Below are 22,775 nucleotides of genomic sequence, written 5' to 3' on the forward strand. Positions count from 1 at the left end.
CTGCCACACGGTCGGGCCTGAAGGTGGTGTCTGGGCTGTTGACGCTGGGATCAGTGCAGCGCGGCCAGGCACAGACGCGGCCTGTTCAAGCGCTCACTACGCGGCGCGATGCCGAAATACTCGCGGTAGCATTTGGAAAAGTTCGGCGACGAGCGAAAGCCGCAGCCGGCAGCCACGTCGACGACCGGCAGCGCGGTCTGCTTGAGCAGCTGGCGGGCGCGGATCAGACGCAGTTTCAGGTAGTAACGCGACGGCGAGCAGCACAGGTACTCGCGAAACAGGCGCTCCAGCTGACGCCGCGACAACTCGATGAAACTGGCCAGGACGTCGAGCTCCAGCGGTTCCTCCAGGTTGTTCTCCATCAGCACCAGCGCCTCCTGCAACTTCGGCTGCGTGCAGCCCAGTGCCTGATGCAACGGCAACTGCGGCGCCGCTTCGACGTGCAGCCCCTGATAACCCAGGGTGTCACGGATCGCCGCGAGCAACTGCGGGCCATGGGTGCGGCCGATCAGCTGCAACATCATCTGCAAACCCGCGGTACCGCCGACGGCGGTATAACGGCCGCGGTCGAGCACGTAAGCCTCCGGGCTGCTGGCGACCCCGGGGAACGCCTCGCGCAGGTCCACCCGGTATTCCCAGCTCACGCTGCAAGCGTAGCCGTCGAGCAAACCGGCTTGCGCCAGCAGCCAGCTGCCGGAGCCCAGTGCACCCAGATGAACGCCCTGGTTTGCCTGGCTCTGTAGCCAACGGCTCTGCTCCGGATCGCAACGATACTGACCACCCTCGCCGCCGCAGAGCAGCAGCGCATCCAGCGCGAACGCCCCCTGGGCGGCGCCATCCGGGGTCACCAGCAGGCCATTGCTGGCGCGCACCGGGCGACCGCCCAGGGTCAGGGTCTGCCAGCGATAGAGGGTGCGCCCCGAAAGCTGGTTGGCCAGGCGCAGGGGCTCGGTGACCGCCGCCAGAGCGATCAGGCTGAAATGGTCGACCAGCAGCAAGCCAATCGACTCCAGTACATGCTCGGCTGGCGGCTGCAGGGCCTCGAAAGCAGACATGCTTGCCTCTCCTCGGTCAGGGCTTGGCGCCGAGACCTGAGCGGGCCAGCGCGCACTAGACAGTTGGTTCACCCGACGAAGACGTTGGGCGCTTTGCGAGGATGATTGTCTGCCGAAGCGCGCGGCCAAAACTGTCTAACGCCGACCCGGAAATGTACCCGGCCACCGCAGCCCATTGGTTCTGCTCGCTGGCCCCGCCCCATTCGGCCTCGTGCCCCAGCCGTGAGCAATGCGCGTATGAACGATCAGCGAAAAGATCTCGCCTCGGACGGAAATTCGTCGTCAATCCTGTCGTAAAGTAATCGCCCTATACGCCTGCCCAGCTCCGGGCCACCAGGCGCACGGCCAGAAGGACTTCGAGATGACCGACCAGACCCAACAATTCGCCAGCGACAACTACTCCGGCATCTGCCCGGAAGCCTGGGCCGCCATGGCCGAGGCCAATCACGGCCACGACCGCGCCTACGGCGAAGACCAGTGGACCGCGCGCGCCGCCGACCACTTTCGCCAGTTGTTCGAGACCGATTGCGAGGTGTTCTTCGCCTTCAACGGCACCGCGGCCAACTCCCTGGCCCTGGCCGCGCTGTGCCAGAGCTACCACAGTGTGATCTGCTCGGAGACCGCCCACGTCGAGACCGACGAGTGCGGCGCCCCGGAGTTCTTCTCCAACGGCTCCAAGCTGCTGCTGGCCAAGACCGAGAACGGCAAACTGACCCCGACGGCGATCCGCGAGATCGCCGGCAAACGCCAGGACATTCACTTCCCGAAAGCGCGGGTGGTCACCCTCACCCAGGCCACCGAAGTCGGCACCGCCTACCGCCCCGAGGAAATCCGCGCGATCAGCGAGACCTGCCGCGAACTGGGCCTCAACCTGCACATGGACGGCGCGCGCTTCTCCAACGCCTGCGCCTTCCTCGACTGCACGCCGGCCGAACTGACCTGGAAGGCCGGGGTCGACGTGCTGTGCTTCGGCGGCACCAAGAACGGCATGGCGGTGGGCGAGGCGATCCTGTTCTTCAACAAGGCCCTGGCCGAGGACTTCGACTACCGCTGCAAGCAGGCCGGCCAGCTGGCCTCGAAAATGCGCTACCTGTCCGCGCCCTGGGTCGGCCTGCTGCAGAACGACGCCTGGCTGTTCTACGCCAACCACGCCAACCGCTGCGCCCAGTTGCTCGCCGAGCTGGTCAACGACGTGCCAGGCATCAGCCTGATGTTCCCGGTCGAGGCCAACGGGGTGTTCCTGCAGATGTCCGAACCGGCCCTGGAAGCCCTGCGCAACAAGGGCTGGCGCTTCTACACCTTCATCGGCGCCGGCGGCGCGCGCTTCATGTGCTCCTGGGATACCCAGGAAGAGCGGGTCAGGGAGCTGGCGGCGGATATTCGCCAGGTGATGCACGCCAGCTGACCTCAGCCTGCCGACATACGAGCGCCCGCCACGTCGGCTCTGGGCGCTCGAGCACAACGCCGGTGTGCCAAGCCCAGTCGTACTCGCAGTACCGGCCGAGGTTCGCCGCTCAGGCGAACGCCGGCTCCTGCCATGCCCCCTGCCCTTGCACCTGCCAGAGCCTGCGCAACCGCTGTTGATTCAGATCAATACCCCGAAGCCGCCAAGCGCCTAACGTGAAGCTCAATCCCGTGGGGCGCGCACCCCTTGCTCGCCCGAGCGAAGGAGGTGACTCATGTCCGCCACACAGTCCGTTCCAAGGCTCGTCTGTTCACTCGCAGCCGCACTGTTCGTCAGCAGTTGGGCGCCCAGCGCCCTCAGCGCGCCAGCCCCCGCCGATCCTTACGACACCCGCCTGATGGATCTCGCGCCCGCCCCGGCAACTGTCGGTGGCGAACGCCATAGCGGACCTTTTGCCCTGGGTGATGCGCTCAGCTTCGGCCCGGTGCTGCATCCGCTGGACCCGGCAGCGGTGAAGACCGTGCGCCTCGACGCCACGCACAAAGTCATCGAGATCGCCCCCGGGGTGCACTTCAGTGCCTGGACTTTCGGCGACCAGGTGCCCGGCCCGACCATCCGCGCGCGGGTCGGCGACCGGATCAAGTTCAGCATGACCAACCGCAGCGACGAGCCGGTGCCCGCCGCGCAGATCACCGCCGCGCCGATGATGCACTCGATGGACTTCCACGCCGCCATGGTCTCGCCGCAGGATAAGTACCGCTCGATCGCCCCGGGGCAGACCATCGAGTTCGAGTTCAGCCTCAACTACCCGGGCATCTTCATGTACCACTGCGGCACGCCGATGATCCTCGAACACATCGCCTCGGGCATGTACGGCGCATTGATCGTCGAGCCGCGTGCCGGCTATCCCACCCAGGCTGACCGCGAGTACGTGATCGTGCAGAGCGAGTTCTACCTCAAGCCCGACCCGGCCCAGCGCAAGGTCGATGGCGCGCCGCTGTACGTGCTCGACGGCGAGCGGCTGCGTGCCGCGCAACCGAACCATACGGTGTTCAACGGCACGCATAACGGCATGGTGGCCCGACCGCTGCCTGCCAAACCCGGCGAGCGGGTGCGCCTGCATGTACTCAACGTCGGCCCGAGCAAGACCTCCAGCTTTCACGTGGTCGGCACCATCTTCGACCGGGTCTGGCTCGAGGGTAACCCGGACAATCAGTTGCGCGGCGCGCAAACGGTACTGCTCGGTTCATCCAACAGCGCCACCGTGGAGTTCATCATTCCCGAGGCCGGCTCCTACATCATGGTCGACCACCACTTCGCCAACGCGTCCCAGGGCGCCATCGGACTCATCTCCAGCGAAGCCAACTTCGACAGCAAAGACCTCGAACACCACAACCTGCCCGCCTCGGCCACCCCGAGCGAGCCGGATGCCGTGGCCGGCAAGCTCGATTTCGAGAGCAAATGCCTGGCCTGCCACTCGATCGGCGGCGGGCGCAAACTCGGCCCCGACCTCGCCGACGTGACCAGCCGCCATAGCGATCTATGGCTCACGCGCTGGCTCGAGGAGCCGGAAAAAATGCTCGCAGACGACGCGCCAGCCAAAGCTATGCTGAAAGAGTACGGCAACCTGCCAATGCCCAACCAGAACCTCAGCGACACGCAGATTCAGCAGTACCTCAAGTACTTTCATTGGCTTGATGCACAGCCCACAACCCGCCCAGCGGCACCCGCGCAACACTGACCGCGCCTTGTGCGCCCGGCTGTTACGCAGCGCCCCAGCGTGGAGAACTTCAGGTTGCGCCACCCTGACCGTCTAGCGAGGCTCACCGAACATGAAGAGCAGCGAAGCGCTTTACCAACAGGCACTGGAACAGCTGCAACGGCTGATCGACGAAGCCGGCGCGCGGGCCATGCCCGAACCCCATGCGGCGGCACTCGCCACGGCGGACAGCCAGGCCCGCCCCTCCGTGCGCACGGTCTATATCGTCGCCGTAGAAGCTGAAGGCCTGCTGTTCTTCGCCAACCGGCACAGCGGCAAGGGTCGTCAGTTGATCGACAACCCTCGTGCGGCGCTGTGCCTGTTCTGGCCGGTGCTGCAGGAGCAGGCGATCATCGAAGGCGATGCGGTTCTGCAGTCCAGCGAAACCTCCGACTTCTACTGGCACAAGCGCGCCCGCGTGGCGCAGCTGGCCGCCTGGGCATCCGAGCAAGGCGCGCCCGCCCCGAAGAAGCCGGTACTGCGCCGGGAGGCGCGCCAGTTCGAGCACGACCTGGGCTTCGAACCGGTGCCGAGGAATCCCGATTGGTGCGCCTTCCGCATTCAGCCCGACCGCATCGAGTTCTGGCCAACCGGCTGGCAGCGCATGCGCGAGCGGACCCGCTACCACAAAGATGCAGACGGCCAGTGGCTGCGCGAAGCGCTCAACCCCTGAGCGACTGCACTTAACGCTCTCTGGAGCCGTACGCCGAGCGGTGTTGGCTCTATTCACACGGTGCAACGCGCCTGGATAGTGCAAAGCCGTACCTCGGGAGCACCGGCGGGAAGCGGTGTTGTGCCCGCTCGCCTGGGTTGCGCAGCTGTTCGTCGCAGCCTTCACGACCTAAGTTTGCGCGAAGCAGGAGTCGATCCCGTGCCGCGCCACTCGCTTACTAAGGGAGAAATAGCATGAGCGATAACTTTGATCCGCGGCGCCGTCAGGTACTGCTGGGCAGCACCGTGGCGCTCGCCTCGAGCAGCCTGCTCGGCCTCAGCCCGCTGAGCCTGGTCGCCGAGATGGCCCTGCCGGACTATGTCAACTGGAAGACCCCGAGGCGCTGATCGTGCACAGCGCCAACACCCTGGAAACCAAACGCGACGCCATCGGCACCAGCATCGTGACGTCCAACGAGCAGCTGTTCATCCGCAACAATCTACCGCCACCACCGCCGTCCATCGTTGCCGATCGCGATGCCTGGACGGTCGCCTTCCAGGGCGTGAAAAACCCACGCAACATCAGCCTCGGCGAACTCAAGAGCCAGCGTGTTGCAGTGCTCAGGTAACGGCCGGGCACTCTTCGCGCATGAAGCCAGTGGCACCCAATGGGAGACCGGCGCGGCCGGCTGCGTATTCTGGAGCGGCGTACCGGTCAAAGCCGTGGTCGAGGCCCTTGGCGGCATAGTCGACGGCCTGGCGTACATGACCAGCACCGGCGGCGAAGAACTGCCGGCCGGCCTCGACCCGAAGAGCCTGATGGTCGAACGTTCGGTGCCCCTGGGCGCTCTGGACCAGGCCATCCTTGCCTGGGAGCTGAACGGCGAACCGCTGCCGCTGGCCCATGGTGGCCCGCTGCGCCTGGTGATACCGGGTTACTACGGGGTGAATAACGTCAAATACGTCAAACAGGTGGCCTTCACCGCCGAACAGACCGACGCCGCTATCCAGGCCTCGGGCTACCGCATCCGCCCGGTTGGCCAGGGCGGCGCACCGGATCAGCCGTCGATGTGGGAGATGAACGTCAAGTCGTGGATCACCCAGCCACTCGAGCAGGCCAAGGCCGGACGCGTGCGCATTCAGGGCGTGGCCTTCGGCGGCGCCAAGGAGGTGAAAGGCGTCGAGGTCTCGCTGGATGGCGGCAAGCGCTGGCAGGCGGCAGCCTTCGTCGGCCCGAGCCTGGGCCAGTATGCCTGGCGCCCCTTCGTGCTCTTCGTCGACCTCAAGCCGGGCAACTACAGCCTGGTGAGTCGGGCGACCGATGTCGAGGGCAACATCCAGCCGCAAGAGGGGCTGGCAAATGAACGTGGCTATGGCCACAACGGTTGGAGGGATCACGGTGTCAGCATGTCGATTGTCTAAAGCCTCGGGGCTGGCGCTGGGCCTAGCCCTGAGCAGCCTGTTCGGCACGGTTCAAGCAGCTGACGCGGCGACCGATGACACCCGCTACCAGCTGGGGCGCAAGGTGTTCACCGAGCAGGCGCAACCCTCCTGCAGCCTGTGCCACAGCCTGCAGGATGCCGGGGCCAGTGGCGCCATTGGCCCCGACCTGGATCAGCTCAAGCCGACCCCGGAACGAGTCATGGCCGCGGTACGCGGCGGCGTCGGGGTGATGCCGGCTTTTGAGGCATTGCTCAGCGCCGAGCAGATAGAGGCTGTGGCCCACTACGTGTCCCAGGTAACCGCGCAATAACACCACCAGCGCCGGGGCGTAAACCCGCAGTCATCGAGACGGCCCCGTCTCGATGACCTCTTGCAAACCAGTCCGCGCGCCAACGCCTGTTGCGCAGCATCCAGTTCTGCCTGCCTATACTCAAAGCACTCTGGGTTGGGAGGATGCCATGGCCAACTATACGGTCGACGCCATACGCACGATTGCCCTGGTCGGGCAGGCCGATAGCGGCAAGACCACGCTGATCGAAGCCCTGCTGCAACGCAGCGGCGCCATCGCCAGCATGGGCTCGCTGGAGCGTGGCGACACGGTCTGCGACTGCGACCCGCTGGAGCGCGAATACCGCCACTCGCTGACCTCGGCGCTGGCCCATTGCAGCCACGCCGGTGCCGAGCTCAACCTGATCGACACCCCCGGCTACCCGGACTTCATCGGCCAGACCATCGCCGCCCTGGCGGCGGTGGAAACCGCGCTGGTGGTGGTCAACGCGCAGAGCGGCATCGAGCTGAACACCCGAAGGATGATGGCCCTGGCCGGCGAACGTGGGCTGTGCCGACTGCTGGTGGTGAACAAGATCGACGCCGAACGGGTCGACCTGCCCGCCCTGCTCGCCGACCTGCGCGAGGCGTTCGGCAAGCAGGTGCTGCCGATCAACCTGCCCAGCGACGGCGCCAGCCGGGTGGTCGACTGCTTCTTCAAGCCCAGCGGCGACAGCGACTTCGCCTCGGTGGCCGAGGCGCACCAGGCGTTGATCGATCAGGTGGTCGAAGTCGACGAAGTGCTGATGGCGCGCTACCTGGAGCAAGGCGAGATCGACCCCAGCCACTTGCACGCGCCCTTCGAACGCGCGTTGCGCGAGGGCCATCTGATTCCGCTGTGCTTCGTCTCGGCGCGCAGCGGCGCCGGGGTCGGCGAACTGCTGGATATTCTCGCGCGGCTGGCGCCCAACCCGAGCGAGGGCAATCCGCCGCTGTTCTTCAAGGGCGAAGGCGCGACGGCCAAGCCCTTCCGCTCGATCCCCGACCCGCAGCAACATGTGCTGGCCCATGTGTTCAAGGTGATGATCGACCCCTTCGTCGGCAAGCTCGGCATCTTCCGCGTACACCAGGGCACCCTGCAGCGCGAGATGCAGCTGTTGGTCGGCGATGCCAAGAAACCGTTCAAGGTCGGCCACCTGCTGCGTCTACAGGGCAAGCGCTACGACGAGGTGAGCCAACTGATCCCCGGCGATTTCGGCGCCGTGAGCAAGGTCGAGGAGATCGAGTTCGACGCGGTGCTGCACGACTCGCATGACGAGGACCAGATCCACCTCAAACCGCTGGCCTTCCCCGAGCCGATGCAGGGCCTGGCCATCGAGGCCAAGCGCCGCGGCGACGAGCAGCGCATCGCCGAGGTGCTGCACCGCCTGCTGGCCGAAGACCCCTGCGTCAAGCTCGATTACCAGGCCGACACCCAGGAGACCGTGCTGCGCGGCATGGGCGAACTGCACCTGCGCTACCTGCTCGACCGCCTGACCAGCAGCTACAAGCTCGAGGTACAGACCCAGCCCCCGCGCATACCCTACCGCGAGACCATCACCCGCACGGCCGAGGGCCACTGCCGGCACAAGAAGCAGAGTGGCGGTGCCGGCCAGTTCGGCGAGGTGTTCCTGCGGGTCGAACCCCTGCCGCGTGGCAGCGGCTTCAGCTTTGTCGACACGGTAAAAGGCGGGGTGATCCCCTCGCAGTTCATCCCTTCGGTGGAGAAAGGCGTGCGTTCGGTGCTGCAACGCGGCCCGCTGGCCGGCTTTCCGGTCGAAGACCTGCAGGTCACGGTGTATGACGGCAAGAGCCACTCGGTCGACTCCAAGGACATCGCCTTCCAGGCCGCCGGGCGCAAGGCCATGCTCGACGCCCTGCAGGCGGCCGGCGCTATCGTCCTGGAGCCGATTGCCAACATCGACATCAGCACCCCCGAAGGCAAACTCGGCGACATCACCAGCGACCTCACCGGCCGCCGCGGCCAGGTGCTCGGCAGCGAGTCGCTGGCCCAGGGCATGGTGCTGATCCATGGCCAGGTGCCCATGGCCGAGCTGGACGACTACGGCGGCCGACTCAAATCGATCACCGCCGGCCAGGGCGGCTTCAGCCTGCAGCACAGCCATTACAGCGCCGTACCTGCGGAGGTGCAGCAGCGCCTGGCCGGGGCTTACAAGGCGGTGCAGGAGGAGGATTGAAGCAGTGCCGGGCCGGGTACTTCGCGCGGTATTCCGCTGGCATAGGCGAAAGGCACTGGCGAGCCATTGTGGTCAATCGCCGAGGCGGGTGGGCGAGTACCGGTTGCCCAGCCGACACAGCCATCAAGCAGGCGGGGGCTGGAAAACCGCGAAGCATTTTCCAGCGCTGTTCAACCCAGCTACCGCGCTAAGTCAGATGATTCGGTACGGGCAGCGGCGGCGCTCAACCCGGCACCACGTCCCGTATAGCCACTTCGGTTAAGTAGGCACGGGCGATGCAGAGCAGATGCCGGCGCACCTCGTCGATCGATTCAACCGGGATCTCGTGTTCGAGCAGTGCGCGTACGGGGCCCGCCAGGGCGGCCATGAGCAGAAGTGCGACAGTCTCGACCTTTTCGAAACGGGCATCGCAGGCGCTGCTCAACATCTTCGCCACGGCGCCGTGCATGCGCTGTTTGGCCATCCCCACCAGAGCCGCTCCGCCATGCTCTTCGGCCACTGCGTAGAGAGCCTTGGAAACGTCCGGGCACTCCATCTTGGCGTCCAGAAATGCATTGGCCAGGGCTTGAGCCATCTCCACCAGTGGCTTCTCGCGCAGCGCCAGGCAGCAGCACTCGACTGCTCGCGCGACATGCTCCAGATGCTGCGCCAGCACAGCCGCCAGCAGCGCAGCGCGATTTGGGTAGTACTGATAAAGACTGCCAACCGAAACGCCTGCACGCGCTGCCACCCGCGTGGTGTTGCAGCGCGCCAGGCCCTCGGCCATCAAAACCTGAATGGCGGCCTGGTGAATAACCTCGAGCGTTTCCTGCGAACGGGCCTGAATCGGCGTCTTACGGGGCTTGAGCGATGCGGTCGGCGGTTGCATGGAATGCGAATTCATAAACTGAAGGAACCTTCATATTATACCCAGGAGCCTGCCGGACTCGACCATGCGTAGCGAGGAAGCGTCCGCCTTGAGTCAGTTTTGCGGATCTTTCGCGACGAATAGCGCGCTAGTTAACGAGAACGAGCGGCAAAAATGGGCGAGCTGGCGTTCCTGTAATAGGGCAGCGTCAGCTCCGGCAGGCTTCTAGACCACACACATGACAATCGAGGTCGACATGAACACTGCACACGTCAGCGGCGCGCAACAGCCGGTTGCACTGGTAACGGGTGGTAACAAGGGCATCGGCAAAGCGGTGGTCGCCCGTCTCGCCGAGCACGGATATCTGGTGTATCTCGCCAGCCGCGACTTGGCGCGCGGCGAATCCGCAGCGGCCACGCTGCAGGGCGAGATCATTCCGATCCAACTCGACGTCACCGATCCCGCCTCTCTGAGTCGCGCCGTCGAGCTGATCCAGAAACGCAGCGGAAAGCTGGACGTGCTGGTGAACAATGCGGGGCTGAGTGTCGGTAACGCGCCGCCCAGCGGCTGCGATCTCCAAGAGTTGCGCGCCACCTACGAGGTGAACCTGTTCGGGGTGGTGGCCGTGACCCAGGCACTGCTGCCGTTGCTGCGCGCCGGGGAGCGCAAGACGATCGTCAACCTGTCCAGCGAACTCGGGTCATTGGCGCTGCACAGCTACCCGGACTTCCCTTACGACAAGGTCAATCTGCTGGCTTACAACTCGTCGAAAACGGCGCTCAACGCCTTCACCGTTCTGCTCGCCAAGGAGTTGCGCGACGAAGGCTTTCGCGTCAACTCGGTCAATCCGGGATTCACCGCCACCGACCTCAATGCGTTCACCGGCCAACGCTCGGTCGAGCAGGCCGCAGCCGTGGTGGTGCAGTACGCCACCCTCGGCCCCGACGGACCAACCGCTGGCTTCTTCACCGAAGGCGGCAGCCTGCCCTGGTGATTTGCAGCCGACACAAGAAGCAGCGCGTAGGGTGGAAAACCGCAGAGCGCTTTCCACCGCTGTTCACCCAGGCTACCGCGCTGAACAATCCCCAGCACGCTGTCGCTTGCTCGCTCTGTGTCAGGGAAGGTTATTGCCAAGAGTGCAGGCCAGAAGCGCAACCGCCTGAATGGCCGCAGCGAAACCGAAAAGCAACGTTACGGGCTTAGCAACCTGCCGGACTTGACCGTCCGTAGCGAGGAAACGCCCGGGTTGAGTCGGCTTTTCTGATCTTTCGCGGCGAATAGCGCGCTATTTAACGAGAAAGAGCATGAAAGAGCAGCAAACATGGGCGAATCCGGTTTTTCCGCAGTAGGGCAGCGTTCAGTCCGACCCACTCCTAGTGGGTCATCGATTCAGGATAGTTGACCGCTGACTTGGCGAGTTGCTGCTAGCCGAGCCGCCGGCGACGCAAATCGTCGCGTGCACTCGCCTGGGAAAACGCCGGCGGCCACTGGAGGCAGCTCGGCGTCACCGCGCCTACGCAGCTTGGACCTTTGCCAAGTCACGCGCGGCAGAGCGCTGCGCTGCGAATTACCGAAACGGCGTCGATGCAACGGGCTGGACGCTAGCCCAGCAGGCCCTCGGCATTCAGCGCGGCCTGCACCGCCGGACGCTCGCCGACCCGCTGCATGAAAGCTTGCAGCTCGCTACAGCCGCTCAAGTCGAGCTTCAGATACGGCGCCCAACTGACGATCACGAACAGATAGGCGTCCGCTGCGGTGAAGGCCTCGCCGGTCAGGTACGACTTGCCACGTAACTGCGGCGAGACCAAGGCGAACTTTTTCACCGCGGCGTTGGCGAACTGCTTTCTGGCCTCGGCCTCCAGTGCCGGATTGAACAAGGCCCCGGCGGTCTTGTGCAGTTCGGAGGTGATGTAGTTCTGCCACTCCATCACCCGGTAGCGCGCCATGTCGCCGGCCTCAGGCATCAAGTCCGGGCGACCCGCCAAGTCGCAGAGGTAGTGGCAGATGATTGGCCCCTCGGTCATCCGCGTGCCATCGGCCAGCTCCAGTACGGGCACCGCACCCTTGGGGTTGATTTGGTAGAAGTCGGTGGCCTGCTCGGTCTCATGCTTGCTTAGATCGATGCGTTCGAGAGTGAACGGCAATCCCGTCTCGTGCAGCACGATATGCACAGCGAGCGAGCAGGCCCCTGGAGCGTAATAGAGTTTCATGGTGAGAGCTCCGCATCATGGGTTGATGGGCGCGGGGGCGGTCGGCATGACGATCGCGAAGACCTGCGCCTGTTGCTGCCGGCTCAGCGCGTAGGGTGGAAAACCGCGGAGCGTTTTCCACCACGGTTCACCCAGGCTACCTCGCTGACCGGCTATCCGCTCAGGGGCTGCACATTCCCCGGCTACTATAAACCCCATACCGAAAACCTATTTGCTCGGTCGCCACCCAGACTCCAAGCTGGGGCGGTCAGGTAAAAACGTCAAAAGGAGAGGATCATGTCAACCGAAGCAAAGTGCCCGTTCTCAGGCGCCGGTAAGAACTCAGTGACGGGTGGCGCCCCGACCAACGCGAGCTGGTGGCCCAACCAACTCAACCTGAAGATCCTGCACCAACACTCTGCACTGTCCAATCCCATGGGCGAGGCGTTCGATTACGCCGAGGCGTTCAAGAGCCTCGACCTGGATGCCGTGATCAAGGACCTGCATGCCCTGATGACCGACTCGCAGGACTGGTGGCCGGCGGACTATGGCCACTATGGCCCGCTCTTCATTCGCATGGCCTGGCATGCCGCGGGGACCTACCGTATCGCCGATGGTCGCGGTGGCGCAGGCACGGGGGCGCAACGCTTCGCCCCCCTCAACAGCTGGCCGGATAACGGCAATCTCGATAAGGCACGCCGGCTGCTCTGGCCAATCAAGCAGAAGTACGGCCGCAAGCTGTCCTGGGCCGATCTGATCGTGCTCACCGGTAACGTGGCGCTGGAGTCCATGGGCTTCAAGACCTTCGGTTTCGGCGGTGGCCGCGCGGATATCTGGGAACCCGAGGAAGACATCTACTGGGGGCCGGAAGGCAAGTGGCTGGACGACCAACGCTACAGCGGCGACCGTGACCTGCAGAATCCCCTGGCGGCGGTACAGATGGGGCTGATCTATGTGAACCCGGAAGGGCCGAACGGCAACCCGGACCCGCTCGGCTCGGCGCGGGACGTCCGCGAAACCTTCGCCCGCATGGCCATGAACGACGAGGAAACCGTCGCGCTGACCGCTGGCGGCCACACCTTCGGCAAGACCCACGGCGCCGGCGACCCGGCGCACGTCGGTGCGGAGCCCGAGGGTGCTGACATCCAGGAACAGGGCCTTGGCTGGAAGAACAGCCTCGGCAGCGGCAAGGGTGGCGATACCATCACCAGCGGCCTGGAAGGCGCCTGGACGCCGACGCCCATCCAGTGGGACAACAGCTACTTCGAGACGCTGTTCGGCTACGACTGGGAGCTGACCAAGAGCCCCGCCGGCGCCCACCAATGGAAGCCCAAGGGCGAGACGGGCGCCGGCACCGTGCCGGATGCGCATGATCCGGGCAAGCGCCACGCGCCGATGATGTCCACCGCCGACATGGGCATGCGCATGGACCCGGCTTACGAGAAGATCTCGCGCCGCTTCATGGCGAACCCAGCGGAGTTCGCGGACGCCTTCGCCCGCGCCTGGTTCAAGCTGACCCACCGCGACATGGGCCCGCTCGCCCGCTACCTTGGCCCACTGGTGCCGAACGAGGAGCTGATCTGGCAGGACCCGATTCCCGCCGTTGACCATCCGCTGGTCGATGCGCAGGACATCGAAGCGCTGAAGACCAAGCTGCTTGCCTGCGGTCTGTCCATCTCCCAGCTGGTCACCACGGCCTGGGCCTCGGCAGCCAGCTTCCGTGGCAGCGACAAGCGCGGCGGAGCCAACGGTGCGCGCATTCGTCTGGCGCCGCAGAAGGATTGGGAGGTGAACCAGCCGGCCATGCTGTCGACGGTTTTACCGAAACTGGAAACCATTCAGCAGGACTTCAACCGCTCTCAATCCGGCGGCAAGAAGGTCTCGCTGGCTGACCTGATCGTGCTGGGTGGCTGCGCCGCCGTCGAGGCAGCGGCGAAGAAGGCCGGCGTTGAGGTGAAGGTGCCCTTCTCGCCGGGGCGCATGGACGCGTCGCAGGCGCAGACCGACGTGGATTCGGTCGCCGCACTGGAACCGCTCGCAGACGGCTTCCGCAACTACGTGCGCAAGGGTTACGAGGGATCGGCAGCCGAGCTGCTGGTGGATCGGGCGAACCTGCTGACCCTGACCGCACCCGAGATGACCGTGCTGATCGGCGGCATGCGCGCCCTGAATGCCAACGTCGGGCAATCCAAGCACGGTGTTATGACCAAGCGTCCAGAAACCCTGAGCAACGATTTCTTCGTCAACCTTCTCGACATGCGCACGCAGTGGCGGAAGTCAGCGACCTCCGAAGGGGTATTGGAGGGGCGTGAGCGGGCAACGGATGCGCCTAAGTGGACGGGCACGGTGGTCGATCTGGTCTTCGGTTCGAACTCCCAGCTCCGCGCGCTCGCCGAAGTCTATGCGTGCAGCGACGCCCAGCAGAGGTTCGTGCATGACTTTGTCAAGGCCTGGGACAAAGTGATGAACCTCGATCGCTTCGACCTGGCGTGATCGCAGAGGATAGGGCCTAACGGCCCTATTACCGTCCTGCCGCGACCCGGTTCGGGATACCCCGCTAGCGGGTCGCGGCTACTCTTGCCTTGCAGCTCCCTTGTTGCGGATTAAAGGGCACTGCCGACCCAAACTGGCGGTCGCAGAAGCGGGTGGACAAGTAAAGATTGTCTACCCTGCACAGCGCCCAAATTCGCGCAGGGTGGAAAACCGCGGCGCGTTTTCCAGCAACTCTTAGCCGGGCGACCTTGCTTGATTGTAGAGGAGACGCAGCATGGACCGATTCACAGGCGGTTGCCTTTGCGGCAACGTCCGAATTGTGGCGTCGGGACGCCCCTACCGGGTCGGTCTTTGTCACTGCCTCGACTGCCGCAAGCATCATGGGGCCCTTTTTCACGCGTCCGCGGTGTTCCCTCAGGATGCCGTGACGGTCGATGGCGAAACACGCGACTACGCCGGGCGGTTTTTCTGTCCCCGCTGCGGCTCGTCGGTTTTCGCCCGCAGCACCGACGAAATCGAAGTGAACCTGGGTTCCCTGGATGCCCCCGACCAACTGATGCCAACCTACGAAAGCTGGACCGTCCGGCGCGAGTCCTGGTTGCCGCCGTTTCCGCTCACGCGACGATACCAGCATGATCGTGACGCCACGGGACGCTTTGAGGAGTAGGTGGCACGCACGCTGCGAAGGCGCCGTTACCAGGTGACCGAGATGTATGCCTTGATCGAGATATCGAATCAGATACTCGAGGACAGCGCCTTGGGCTCTTAAAGGGCAGTTCCGATCCGTTGCTGCCGGTGGCGACAGGCAGCAGTCGGCCAAAAGCAGTCTGTCACGACAGGCAGAGTCGACCCCGAGCTGACGCTCGATAGCATCAATATAGTGGTCTGCCCCCGGTTGCCCCACTCACCGAACTGCGCCTCCTTCCTCAATGAAAGGGTTCACGATTGATAGGCGATTAGGAAGAATACAAGGTGCAACCCATATGCCTTCAGCAACAGGTTCCGCATCGTGGAGCTGATCAATGGCGAGGACTATTGGAGCCCCTTTACGTGCCCCCACAGCCACAGCCTCCCCAGCGATATTAGTCAAATGAACCATCCGGCGCTGCATAGGGTTCACACCGTCTTTGATGATCGCGTCTAGCACAGACCAGCTAGAACCATGATACAGAGCAGTCGGAGTTCCAACTTTGATGCCAGCTTCGATGACAACGTTTAGGGTGTGCCCGTAAAGAGCTCTGATGCGATCATCTCGTACCTCGAATCTTGGCTCGCCGGGATGCTCCGCCACAGCCAGCAAGTGACTCGAATCCACTTTGAGAGCGCGCGCCAAGTCATCCATCGACGCAAATCCTGTTTTATCGATAGCAACCCCATTGTTCGGCCCGTCGTGGCGGAGCTGGTATGCCATTGCCTTGCTTAGCCGTCGATGGTCATGGCTAGGTACAGAATCTTCTGTGTTCGCTTGTTCGATGCGCGAGAGTGCTTGGAGTAGCTCTCGTGCCAAACTCTGGGTCGCATCATCACCGAACTCCGTCAGCAGTACGCAGAGTTCGCGCGCGTGACGCCGCAAATGCTTTCCAGCGTCTCTTTCAGTCCCTAAGCGCAAGGCGCGGGTGATAGCGAACCATCCGTATGCCGCAACCAACGCAGACTTGCTAAGCGGCGTCTCCATGCGACTTAGATATCGCTCCATGATTGCTATCCGGCTGCGCCAACCGTCGGGGCTTGCTGGTATCAGAGCATTGTCCTCGATGAGTTGAGAGACGTCGTATCCAATCGGAACGAAGTCGGTAGACTCAAGGTCAATCGCTACGATGCGCCCTGCTGGGTCCACAAGCCAGTTGGATGCATGACCGTCTCTTTTCCTTACCAAAGGGAGCTTCCCAGGAAAGATAGAGTGCAAGGAATCCACAAAGCGTTCAGCCTGTTGGGGAGGAAAGAGAGTTCTCGACCACATTTTTAGATACTGTTTCAGGGAGCGCCATGCCGACTTCCCTGCCGGAGCGCTACCCCCTACGCGATGAAAAACCGCAAGGAGATCAGTGATCGGTTCTAGGACGTTGGAAGCCTCTTCCGCAGATAACTCACTTACCAATCGCCCAGCTGCTCGTTGAGAGACATGGACCCATCGCCGATCATCGTCAGAAAAAACCTCGACTATCGCGAGCGAACGGGGCACTTCGAACAGGTTCGCATCACCCTGCTGTGTGATTTCAAGACGCAGCGCGCTTAGCATCGATGCCTCGTGTACGGCTTTCTCTTTCGTCGTCCGTTTAAAGACAAACGTCTCAGAAAGAAATCCCCTTGCATCTGCAACAGCAAAGACTTCGTTACGTCCACCTAGGTTAGAGCGTGCGTAAATGGGAGAATTTAACGCTAGTGTTGCCGCATCACGCCAGCTTTCAGTAGCAGAAAGATCCTCTTCGACAGAGAGCCCCGCAAGGTATTCTCGAACTCGTGCAATGCCTATGAGTGGAAGCGGCCAAGTAGGATGGGTAGCAGTAAGCGCGTTAAATACCTCTAACGCCTTATGCGCCAGCCCCAGATTCCCAGTTCGTTTTGCAGCCGACAGCGCCGCTGCTCCTGCCTCCCATTGAAGGTGCCTGTTATATGAGGCTTTTTCAGACAACCAACCTGTGATCTCTACGTACTGAGAGAGGTCATTCGCGTTGAGGAGGTCATCTGGGCCGTCGGCCATTTGGCGCAGGAGTTGAGTACTCAGCACTGCTGAAGGTACCGATTCTCGGTCATTGCGGAGATGTTCCAGTCCGTCGATCACGCACCTTATGGTTCCCCAAAGTTCGGCGGATGGCTTTGTAGCCATTAAGGCGAGTAGTCCCCTCGGGATGGACGTTGATCTAGCGGGCATAGCTAGTGATGCCTGTTCGGCCTCAGCAACTAGGGTCGAGAGAACACTGCAGCGAGCCTCATCAACAGTACCCTTGGGTCTAGAACGCTGAAGCTTACCCGTCGCGATTTCCAGATGCTTTTTGACATTTATGGATCCCGGCTCTGCAAGCAGTGCAAGACGGTATCTTGCCTCGACCTCGGCGAGCTCAGAACTCGCTGCGATTTTTGGATTATTCGTTAGGAGTTCGAGCGCGTCCTGCAGTAGTTGAGCTTTTCCTGTTAGATCGAATAGCTGAACTAGGAGCTCAAGTCGATAGGTCAGTGTTTCGGGCTTCCGGTTTCCGAGAGTCATCGACTCTTCGGAATACGATAAAGCTCTTGAAACCGTCTCAGGCGATACATTGACCCAGCGTCCAATCATCGCAACTGCAGTGGCGTACTTGCCGGTAGCAATCCGCCTAGTCGACTCTGAAAGTAACTGGCTTTCGATGGAGAATCGAAATTCGGAAAGGGCTGCTCGGAATCTCGCAATGGCTACATCAATCTCGTGGCCTGCAAAGCTATATTTAGCGTCTTCGTACAACGCACCAGCCGCACGATACGCAACATTCGCCAATGTCTTAGAAAATCCTAGGTTGGCCGCTTTTAACGAAGCCCTCATACCTACAGGGTTTCGGCGCATCTGCTCAAGTATTAGCAATAGTACCGGCGCTGGAAGTTCTTTTTGCTCACGGAGTACTTTGTGCCACATCTCTGCGGCCGTCGTATGGCTGTCAGAATTAATGAGTAGGCGTAACTGCGACGAAAAAGGAGATTTGACGAGCCATTTGGTTGAGGACGCTGATCCAAGGTAGGCAAGCGTAGTAAAGCTTTCCCCTAGATTTGGAGCCCACGCATTCAGCACATTTGAAACATCATCAGTTAGCGTCATGACCTATCCTTTTTCACGAGCAGAAGAAGATTTTATGATCATAAGTCATGGCGCATCAGGTTGTTACTCCAGATATGGCGACTTCTGGAATGACTACTAATGGCCGATCCGAGCCAGTCACGACCCGCTACCCGCACCCCAAACCTGCCCAAGCGAATGTCGCCGGGCGGGGAGACTTCAACCGACTGCGAAACCCGGCTCGAACCAATAGACACGGCCAGTTCGACAGCCATCCTCACCCGCCCCGCCGCCGGGCAGTAGAATTACCCGGTGAAACGGCTTCTTGAGGGTGCAGCGGTGGATTTACAGCAGGGTTTTGTCCTGACCCGGCATTGGCGCGATAGCCCCGCCGGCACGGAGGTCGAGTTCTGGCTGGCAACCGATGCCGGTCCCCGGCATATCCGCCTGCCGTATCAGCCTTCGGTGGCCTTTATTCCGGCGGTGCAGCGCGTGCAGGCCGAAGCGCTGCTGCGCGGCGAGCGCGACGTCGAGCTGCGTCACCTTGACCTCTGCGACTTCCAGCACCGGCCGGTGCTCGGGCTGTATTGCCGCCAGCACCGCCAGTTGATCAACCTGGAAAAACGCTTGCGCCAGGCCGGGGTGGAGGTGTTCGAGGCCGATATCCGCCCGCCGGAACGCTACCTGATGGAGCGCTTCATCACCGCGCCGGTGCACTTCGATGGCACGCCCCACGGCGGCATGTTGCACAACGCGCAGATGAAACCGCTGGCAGGCTATCGCCCGCAACTGAAGCTGGCCTCCCTGGACATCGAAACCAACGCCCAGGGCGACCTGTATTCCATCGCCCTGGAAGGCTGTGGCCAGCGTCAGGTCTACATGCTCGGCCCGGCCAACGGCGTGGACGCGGCGCGCGACTTCCAGCTCGACTACTGCGAGAGCCGCGCGCAGCTGCTGGAGGCGCTGAACCAATGGCTGGCCCGGCATGACCCTGACGCGATCATCGGCTGGAACCTGGTGCAGTTCGACCTGCGCGTGTTGCGCGAGCACGCCCAGCGCCTGCAGGTGCCCTTGCGCCTGGGTCGTGGCGGTGACGAGATGGGCTGGCGCGAGCACGGCAGCCGTAACAACCACTACTTCGCCGAGGCCGCCGGGCGGCTGATCATCGACGGCATCGAGGCGCTGCGTTCGGCGACCTGGAGCTTCCCCTCGTTCAGCCTGGAGAACGTCGCGCAGACCCTGCTCGGCGAAGGCAAGTCGATCGCCACACCCTACCAGCGCATGGACGAAATCGACCGCATGTTCGCCGAGGACAAGCCGGCGCTGGCGCGCTACAACCTCAAGGACTGCGAGCTGGTGACGCGGATCTTCGCCAAGACCGAGCTGCTGACCTTCCTGCTGGAACGCGCCAGCGTCACCGGCCAGCCCGCCGACCGCAGCGGCGGCTCGGTCGCGGCTTTCTGCCACCTGTATATTCCGCTGATGCATCGCCAGGGCTTTGTCGCACCGAATCTCGGCGAGCGGCCGCCCGAGGCCAGCCCCGGCGGCTTCGTCATGCAATCGCGGCCTGGCCTGTACGAGTCGGTGCTGGTGCTGGACTACAAGAGCCTGTATCCGTCGATTATCCGCAGCTTTCTGATCGATCCTGTGGGGCTGGTCGAGGGCCTGCGCCAGCCCGACGACAGCACATCGGTCGCGGGTTTTCGCGGGGCCCGCTTCTCGCGCACCCGGCACTGCCTGCCGGCTATCGTCGCCACTGTCTGGCAAGGCCGGGAAGCGGCCAAGCGCGAGCACAACCAGCCGCTGTCGCAGGCGCTGAAGATCATCATGAACGCCTTCTACGGCGTGCTCGGCTCCAGCGGCTGCCGCTTCTTCGACCCGCGCCTGGCCTCGTCCATCACCCTGCGCGGTCACCAGATCATGCGCCGTACCCGCGAGCTGATCGAAGCCGAGGGCTATGCGGTGATCTACGGCGACACCGACTCGACCTTCGTCTGGCTCGGCCGCGAGCACGCCGAGGCAGACGCCGCGCGCATCGGCCGGGCGTTGGTGCAGCGGATCAACCAATGGTGGCGCGAGCACCTGCGCGAGGAGTTTGGCCTGGACAGCGCGCTGGAGCTGCAATTCGAGACCCACTACCGACGCTTCCTGATGCCGACCATCCGCGGCGCCGAAGAAGGCAGCAAGAAGCGCTACGCCGGGCTGGTCAGGCAGGCGGACGGCAGCGAGGCGATGGTCTACAAGGGGCTGGAAACGGTACGCAGCGACTGGTCGCCGTTGGCCCAGCAGTTTCAGCAGGCGCTCTACCTGCGTATCTTCAACCAGCAGCCCTACCAGGACTTTGTCCGCGACTACGTGCGCCGCACTCTGGCGGGCGAGTTCGACGAGCTGCTGATCTACCGCAAGCGTCTGCGCCGGCAGCTGGATGACTATCAGCGCAATGTGCCGCCACATGTGCGCGCGGCGCGTGCGGCCGACGCCTACAACGACTCACTGGGCCGTCCGCGGCAGTACCAGAACGGCGGCTGGATCAGCTACGTGATCACCGTCGCCGGGCCTGAGCCGCTGGAAACCCGGCATGCGCCGATCGACTACGACCACTACATCAGCCGCCAACTGCAGCCGGTGGCGGACGCCATCCTGCCGTTCGTGGACGACGACTTCGGCACCCTGATCGGCGGGCAGCTCGGCCTGTTCTGAGCTGGGCTGAGCGACCCACCGGCCAGTGCATCAAGGTTCCTTGGCAGCCAGGGCAGAACCGCTCGGGCGTTGCTGGAAGGCCAATCAGGCAAGGGTCAGCGCGATGCCGGCTGTAGCCAGCGGTAGCTAAACCCCGGACATGAAAAAGCCCCGTCCGAGGACGGGGCTTGGTTGATGCCTCAGGCGACTTTGCGGACCTGGGCCGAGGGGTTGTTGTAGTACTGGATAAGGCTAATGTTCTGCCCACTGGCCAGACTGGCCTGCACCTGGGAAGAAGACATGCCGTACTCCAGCTCAGCGGTATTCACCTGCAGGTCGAGCTGCAGCGAGCCGGCCTGGGCGTAGGCGCTGTTCCACTCGTCGATGGCCTCGTCGAGGTCATTGAGTACCGCCGTGAAGTTGGCCCCGCCGGCATCCGAGAGCGCCGTGCGAATGTCGGTGACCGCGGCGTTCACCTCGCTTTCCAGGGTCTGCCATTCGGCGAGGATAGCCTGCAGGCTGGTCTGGATCGTTTCGCTCTGGTTGGCCAGGTCGGCGAAGTTGTTCGCCAGTATGTGCAGGGTCGCGACATCGGCGGTGATGCCGGTGATCTGTCCCAGCTTGGCCTGGATGCTGGCCTGGTCGGCCTTGATCTTCTCCGCGTCGAGGGCGATGTAGGTACTGGCCACCGCCACCGCCGGGCCGAGCACGAACCACACCACCGCCCCCACCGGCCACAGGGCGATGGTCGCGGTAACGCCGAGCGTGATGGCCACCCCGTCGGCGATGCCAAGGCCGATGATGGCCGCGGTGAGGCTCTTGATATCGGCCTTGAGCTGGCTGATCTGGGCGTTGAGGTCATCGATCTGCTGCTGGTCGGCGTTGGCATCCTGGGTCGACTTGGTGGCGATGGTCTGCAACTGCTTGGCCATGTCGGGCAGGGTGTCGCTACTGGTCTGCAGGCTGCTGATAGCGCCGCTGATGAAGCTGGTGACCAGCGCCAGCTGACCGGTCAGCGTATTCAGATCCTGGTTAAGAACCTTCAGCGCCACCTGGTTGGACGGTTGGCTGATCAGGGTCTGCGCCTGGGTCTTGGCGTCCTGCAGCACCTGGCTGATTACGGCGTTGTAACTGAGCACCTCCTGCGGCACGTTGAGCAGGCGCGCCATGACGTTATTGACCCAGTTCAGGGCATCGCCGTTGGCCTGCTCGTAGGCCGCGATGAAGGCCTGCCAATCGGGTGGGGTCTGGTTGAGGGTGGGCAGGTTGGAGGTCAACACACTGGTCATCAGCGTGTTGACCTCAACCACATTCTGCTTGTAGCTGGTTTGGGCCAGGGCAAGGGACGTGCTGTTAGTGCGGATTGCTTGGGCGAGCGAGTGCATGGTGCGTTCCTCCTTGAGGTGTCGCGGGGTGTGTTCCTTCACTGAGCTCAAGGGTAGATCAGCCTCCGGCAAGCAAAAGACCGATTGGCGTTAAGCACCCCGATGGCAAATAGCGGCAGCCAATAAGTGACTGCGAGCAGGCCAAAGGCCAGGACAGCGAGCGCAAGCACGACGTGCTAACCACGGCCAGACAGACGGCGCTCTGGACGCACTACTCTGCAATATGACGCGTCCCACGCGGATCGCCCTGCTGCTCTCGATAACCGGCAGCAAGAGCACAGCAGATGCGATACAGGCGCCTCAGCCGCAGCAGTCTCCGGCCTGTTATGGGCATCAACGAGCCGCCCGGGCATCCAAGGCCCGCTCCAGGGCAGGAGCAGAGAGCGGCGCTGTCCCGCCGTCGCGTGAAACGACGGGCTAGCCCTGGCGACGAGTTCGGCGGTTTGTCTGCCTGTCTATGCGAGGACGGTAGGCGGATGGATAAGGCTGTGCGCCAGCCACCTTCCTAAGTGACCTTGGCTGATCTTGCGCCGATCACGGGCTGATCGGCTGACTAGTGGTCAGCCCATCCCCGCGCGCCTAAAGGCACATTTTGCGGCAGACCGGCAAGCATAAAGATCACA

At 63.2% G+C, this 22,775-nt stretch carries 17 protein-coding genes; 12 read left to right on the forward strand and 5 right to left on the reverse strand.

All coding sequences use genetic code 11. The features are described 5' to 3' along the window. Positions 1-50: 50 nt before the first annotated feature. On the reverse strand, positions 51-1,055 hold the full coding sequence (locus FBY03_RS17400) for a GlxA family transcriptional regulator (RefSeq protein ID WP_147173624.1): 1,005 nt from the start codon (positions 1,053-1,055) through the stop codon (positions 51-53). A gap of 361 nt (positions 1,056-1,416) precedes the next feature. On the opposite strand from FBY03_RS17400, the gene FBY03_RS17405 reads away from it, so the two are divergent. The 8 genes from FBY03_RS17405 (at position 1,417) to fusA (ending at position 8,817) form a co-directional block, all read left to right on the forward strand. Beyond that, positions 1,417-2,460 carry a low specificity L-threonine aldolase gene (locus FBY03_RS17405; protein ID WP_147173625.1) on the forward strand — a complete coding sequence of 348 codons (1,044 nt, stop codon included), beginning with the start codon at positions 1,417-1,419 and terminating at the stop codon, positions 2,458-2,460. A gap of 274 nt (positions 2,461-2,734) precedes the next feature. After that, positions 2,735-4,201: a multicopper oxidase domain-containing protein gene (locus FBY03_RS17410; RefSeq protein WP_147173626.1), complete on the forward strand. Its 1,467-nt coding sequence runs from the start codon at positions 2,735-2,737 to the stop codon at positions 4,199-4,201. 91 nt (positions 4,202-4,292) lie between these two features. Continuing rightward, positions 4,293-4,892 carry a pyridoxal 5'-phosphate synthase gene (locus FBY03_RS17415; protein ID WP_147173627.1) on the forward strand — a complete coding sequence of 200 codons (600 nt, stop codon included), beginning with the start codon at positions 4,293-4,295 and terminating at the stop codon, positions 4,890-4,892. Positions 4,893-5,125: 233 nt separating this feature from the next. Next, positions 5,126-5,278, forward strand: coding sequence for a hypothetical protein (locus FBY03_RS23120; protein ID WP_218570792.1), 153 nt, complete (start codon positions 5,126-5,128; stop codon positions 5,276-5,278). Between the two features lie 2 nt (positions 5,279-5,280). Next, positions 5,281-5,499, forward strand: coding sequence for a hypothetical protein (locus FBY03_RS23125; RefSeq protein WP_218570793.1), 219 nt, complete (start codon positions 5,281-5,283; stop codon positions 5,497-5,499). Beyond that, complete coding sequence (locus FBY03_RS17420) at positions 5,480-6,292, forward strand: molybdopterin-dependent oxidoreductase (protein ID WP_218570794.1); 813 nt, start codon at positions 5,480-5,482, stop codon at positions 6,290-6,292. Before FBY03_RS23125 ends, FBY03_RS17420 begins: the two co-directional genes overlap by 20 nt. Further along, positions 6,285-6,623 (forward strand): cytochrome c, encoded by a 339-nt coding sequence (locus FBY03_RS17425; RefSeq protein WP_218570795.1) that lies wholly within the window; start codon positions 6,285-6,287, stop codon positions 6,621-6,623. The genes FBY03_RS17420 and FBY03_RS17425 overlap by 8 nt, the downstream gene beginning before the upstream one ends. A 148-nt stretch (positions 6,624-6,771) precedes the next feature. Further along, positions 6,772-8,817: an elongation factor G gene (fusA, locus tag FBY03_RS17430; RefSeq protein WP_147173629.1), complete on the forward strand. Its 2,046-nt coding sequence runs from the start codon at positions 6,772-6,774 to the stop codon at positions 8,815-8,817. A 223-nt stretch (positions 8,818-9,040) separates the two neighbouring features. Here fusA and FBY03_RS17435 read toward each other — a convergent pair whose 3' ends face one another. Further along, positions 9,041-9,700: a TetR/AcrR family transcriptional regulator gene (locus FBY03_RS17435; protein WP_218570796.1), complete on the reverse strand. Its 660-nt coding sequence runs from the start codon at positions 9,698-9,700 to the stop codon at positions 9,041-9,043. 220 nt (positions 9,701-9,920) lie between these two features. Between FBY03_RS17435 and FBY03_RS17440 the strand changes: the two genes are divergently transcribed. Beyond that, positions 9,921-10,658 carry an SDR family NAD(P)-dependent oxidoreductase gene (locus FBY03_RS17440; protein ID WP_147173630.1) on the forward strand — a complete coding sequence of 246 codons (738 nt, stop codon included), beginning with the start codon at positions 9,921-9,923 and terminating at the stop codon, positions 10,656-10,658. A 607-nt stretch (positions 10,659-11,265) separates the two neighbouring features. On the opposite strand, the gene gstA is transcribed toward FBY03_RS17440, so the two are convergent. Further along, a complete protein-coding gene (gstA, locus tag FBY03_RS17445) occupies positions 11,266-11,874 on the reverse strand; it encodes a glutathione transferase GstA (RefSeq protein WP_147173631.1) in 609 nt (202 codons plus the stop codon). Between the two features lie 276 nt (positions 11,875-12,150). On the opposite strand from gstA, the gene katG reads away from it, so the two are divergent. Next, positions 12,151-14,346, forward strand: coding sequence for a catalase/peroxidase HPI (gene katG, locus FBY03_RS17450; protein ID WP_147173632.1), 2,196 nt, complete (start codon positions 12,151-12,153; stop codon positions 14,344-14,346). Between the two features lie 274 nt (positions 14,347-14,620). Then, the gene (locus FBY03_RS17455) at positions 14,621-15,013 is read left to right on the forward strand and encodes a GFA family protein (protein ID WP_147173633.1); all 393 of its coding nucleotides are present in this window, start codon (positions 14,621-14,623) and stop codon (positions 15,011-15,013) included. Positions 15,014-15,250: 237 nt separating this feature from the next. Here FBY03_RS17455 and FBY03_RS17460 read toward each other — a convergent pair whose 3' ends face one another. Then, complete coding sequence (locus FBY03_RS17460) at positions 15,251-18,130, reverse strand: RNA 2'-phosphotransferase (protein WP_147173634.1); 2,880 nt, start codon at positions 18,128-18,130, stop codon at positions 15,251-15,253. Between the two features lie 297 nt (positions 18,131-18,427). On the opposite strand from FBY03_RS17460, the gene FBY03_RS17465 reads away from it, so the two are divergent. Continuing rightward, a complete protein-coding gene (locus FBY03_RS17465; RefSeq protein WP_147173676.1) occupies positions 18,428-20,788 on the forward strand; it encodes a DNA polymerase II in 2,361 nt (786 codons plus the stop codon). Between the two features lie 179 nt (positions 20,789-20,967). Here the strand turns inward: FBY03_RS17465 and FBY03_RS17470 are convergent, their stop codons facing one another. Next, on the reverse strand, positions 20,968-22,152 hold the full coding sequence (locus tag FBY03_RS17470; protein WP_147173635.1) for an enterotoxin (HBL): 1,185 nt from the start codon (positions 22,150-22,152) through the stop codon (positions 20,968-20,970). Positions 22,153-22,775 lie beyond the last annotated feature (623 nt).

This window comes from Pseudomonas sp. SJZ079 (genome assembly GCF_007993865.1).
GTDB lineage: Bacteria > Pseudomonadota > Gammaproteobacteria > Pseudomonadales > Pseudomonadaceae > Aquipseudomonas.

Excerpts from the sequence above, each read along its gene's own strand:
- FBY03_RS17460 (WP_147173634.1), bottom strand. The coding sequence starts at position 18,130 with ATGACGCTAACTGATGATGTTTCAAATGTGCTGAATGCGTGGGCTCCA.
- FBY03_RS17440 (WP_147173630.1), top strand. The coding sequence starts at position 9,921 with ATGAACACTGCACACGTCAGCGGCGCGCAACAGCCGGTTGCACTGGTA.
- katG (WP_147173632.1), top strand. The coding sequence starts at position 12,151 with ATGTCAACCGAAGCAAAGTGCCCGTTCTCAGGCGCCGGTAAGAACTCA.
- gstA (WP_147173631.1), bottom strand. The coding sequence starts at position 11,874 with ATGAAACTCTATTACGCTCCAGGGGCCTGCTCGCTCGCTGTGCATATC.
- FBY03_RS23120 (WP_218570792.1), top strand. The coding sequence starts at position 5,126 with ATGAGCGATAACTTTGATCCGCGGCGCCGTCAGGTACTGCTGGGCAGC.
- FBY03_RS17410 (WP_147173626.1), top strand. The coding sequence starts at position 2,735 with ATGTCCGCCACACAGTCCGTTCCAAGGCTCGTCTGTTCACTCGCAGCC.
- FBY03_RS17435 (WP_218570796.1), bottom strand. The coding sequence starts at position 9,700 with ATGAATTCGCATTCCATGCAACCGCCGACCGCATCGCTCAAGCCCCGT.
- FBY03_RS17405 (WP_147173625.1), top strand. The coding sequence starts at position 1,417 with ATGACCGACCAGACCCAACAATTCGCCAGCGACAACTACTCCGGCATC.
- FBY03_RS17470 (WP_147173635.1), bottom strand. The coding sequence starts at position 22,152 with ATGCACTCGCTCGCCCAAGCAATCCGCACTAACAGCACGTCCCTTGCC.
- FBY03_RS17400 (WP_147173624.1), bottom strand. The coding sequence starts at position 1,055 with ATGTCTGCTTTCGAGGCCCTGCAGCCGCCAGCCGAGCATGTACTGGAG.
- FBY03_RS17455 (WP_147173633.1), top strand. The coding sequence starts at position 14,621 with ATGGACCGATTCACAGGCGGTTGCCTTTGCGGCAACGTCCGAATTGTG.
- FBY03_RS17415 (WP_147173627.1), top strand. The coding sequence starts at position 4,293 with ATGAAGAGCAGCGAAGCGCTTTACCAACAGGCACTGGAACAGCTGCAA.
- fusA (WP_147173629.1), top strand. The coding sequence starts at position 6,772 with ATGGCCAACTATACGGTCGACGCCATACGCACGATTGCCCTGGTCGGG.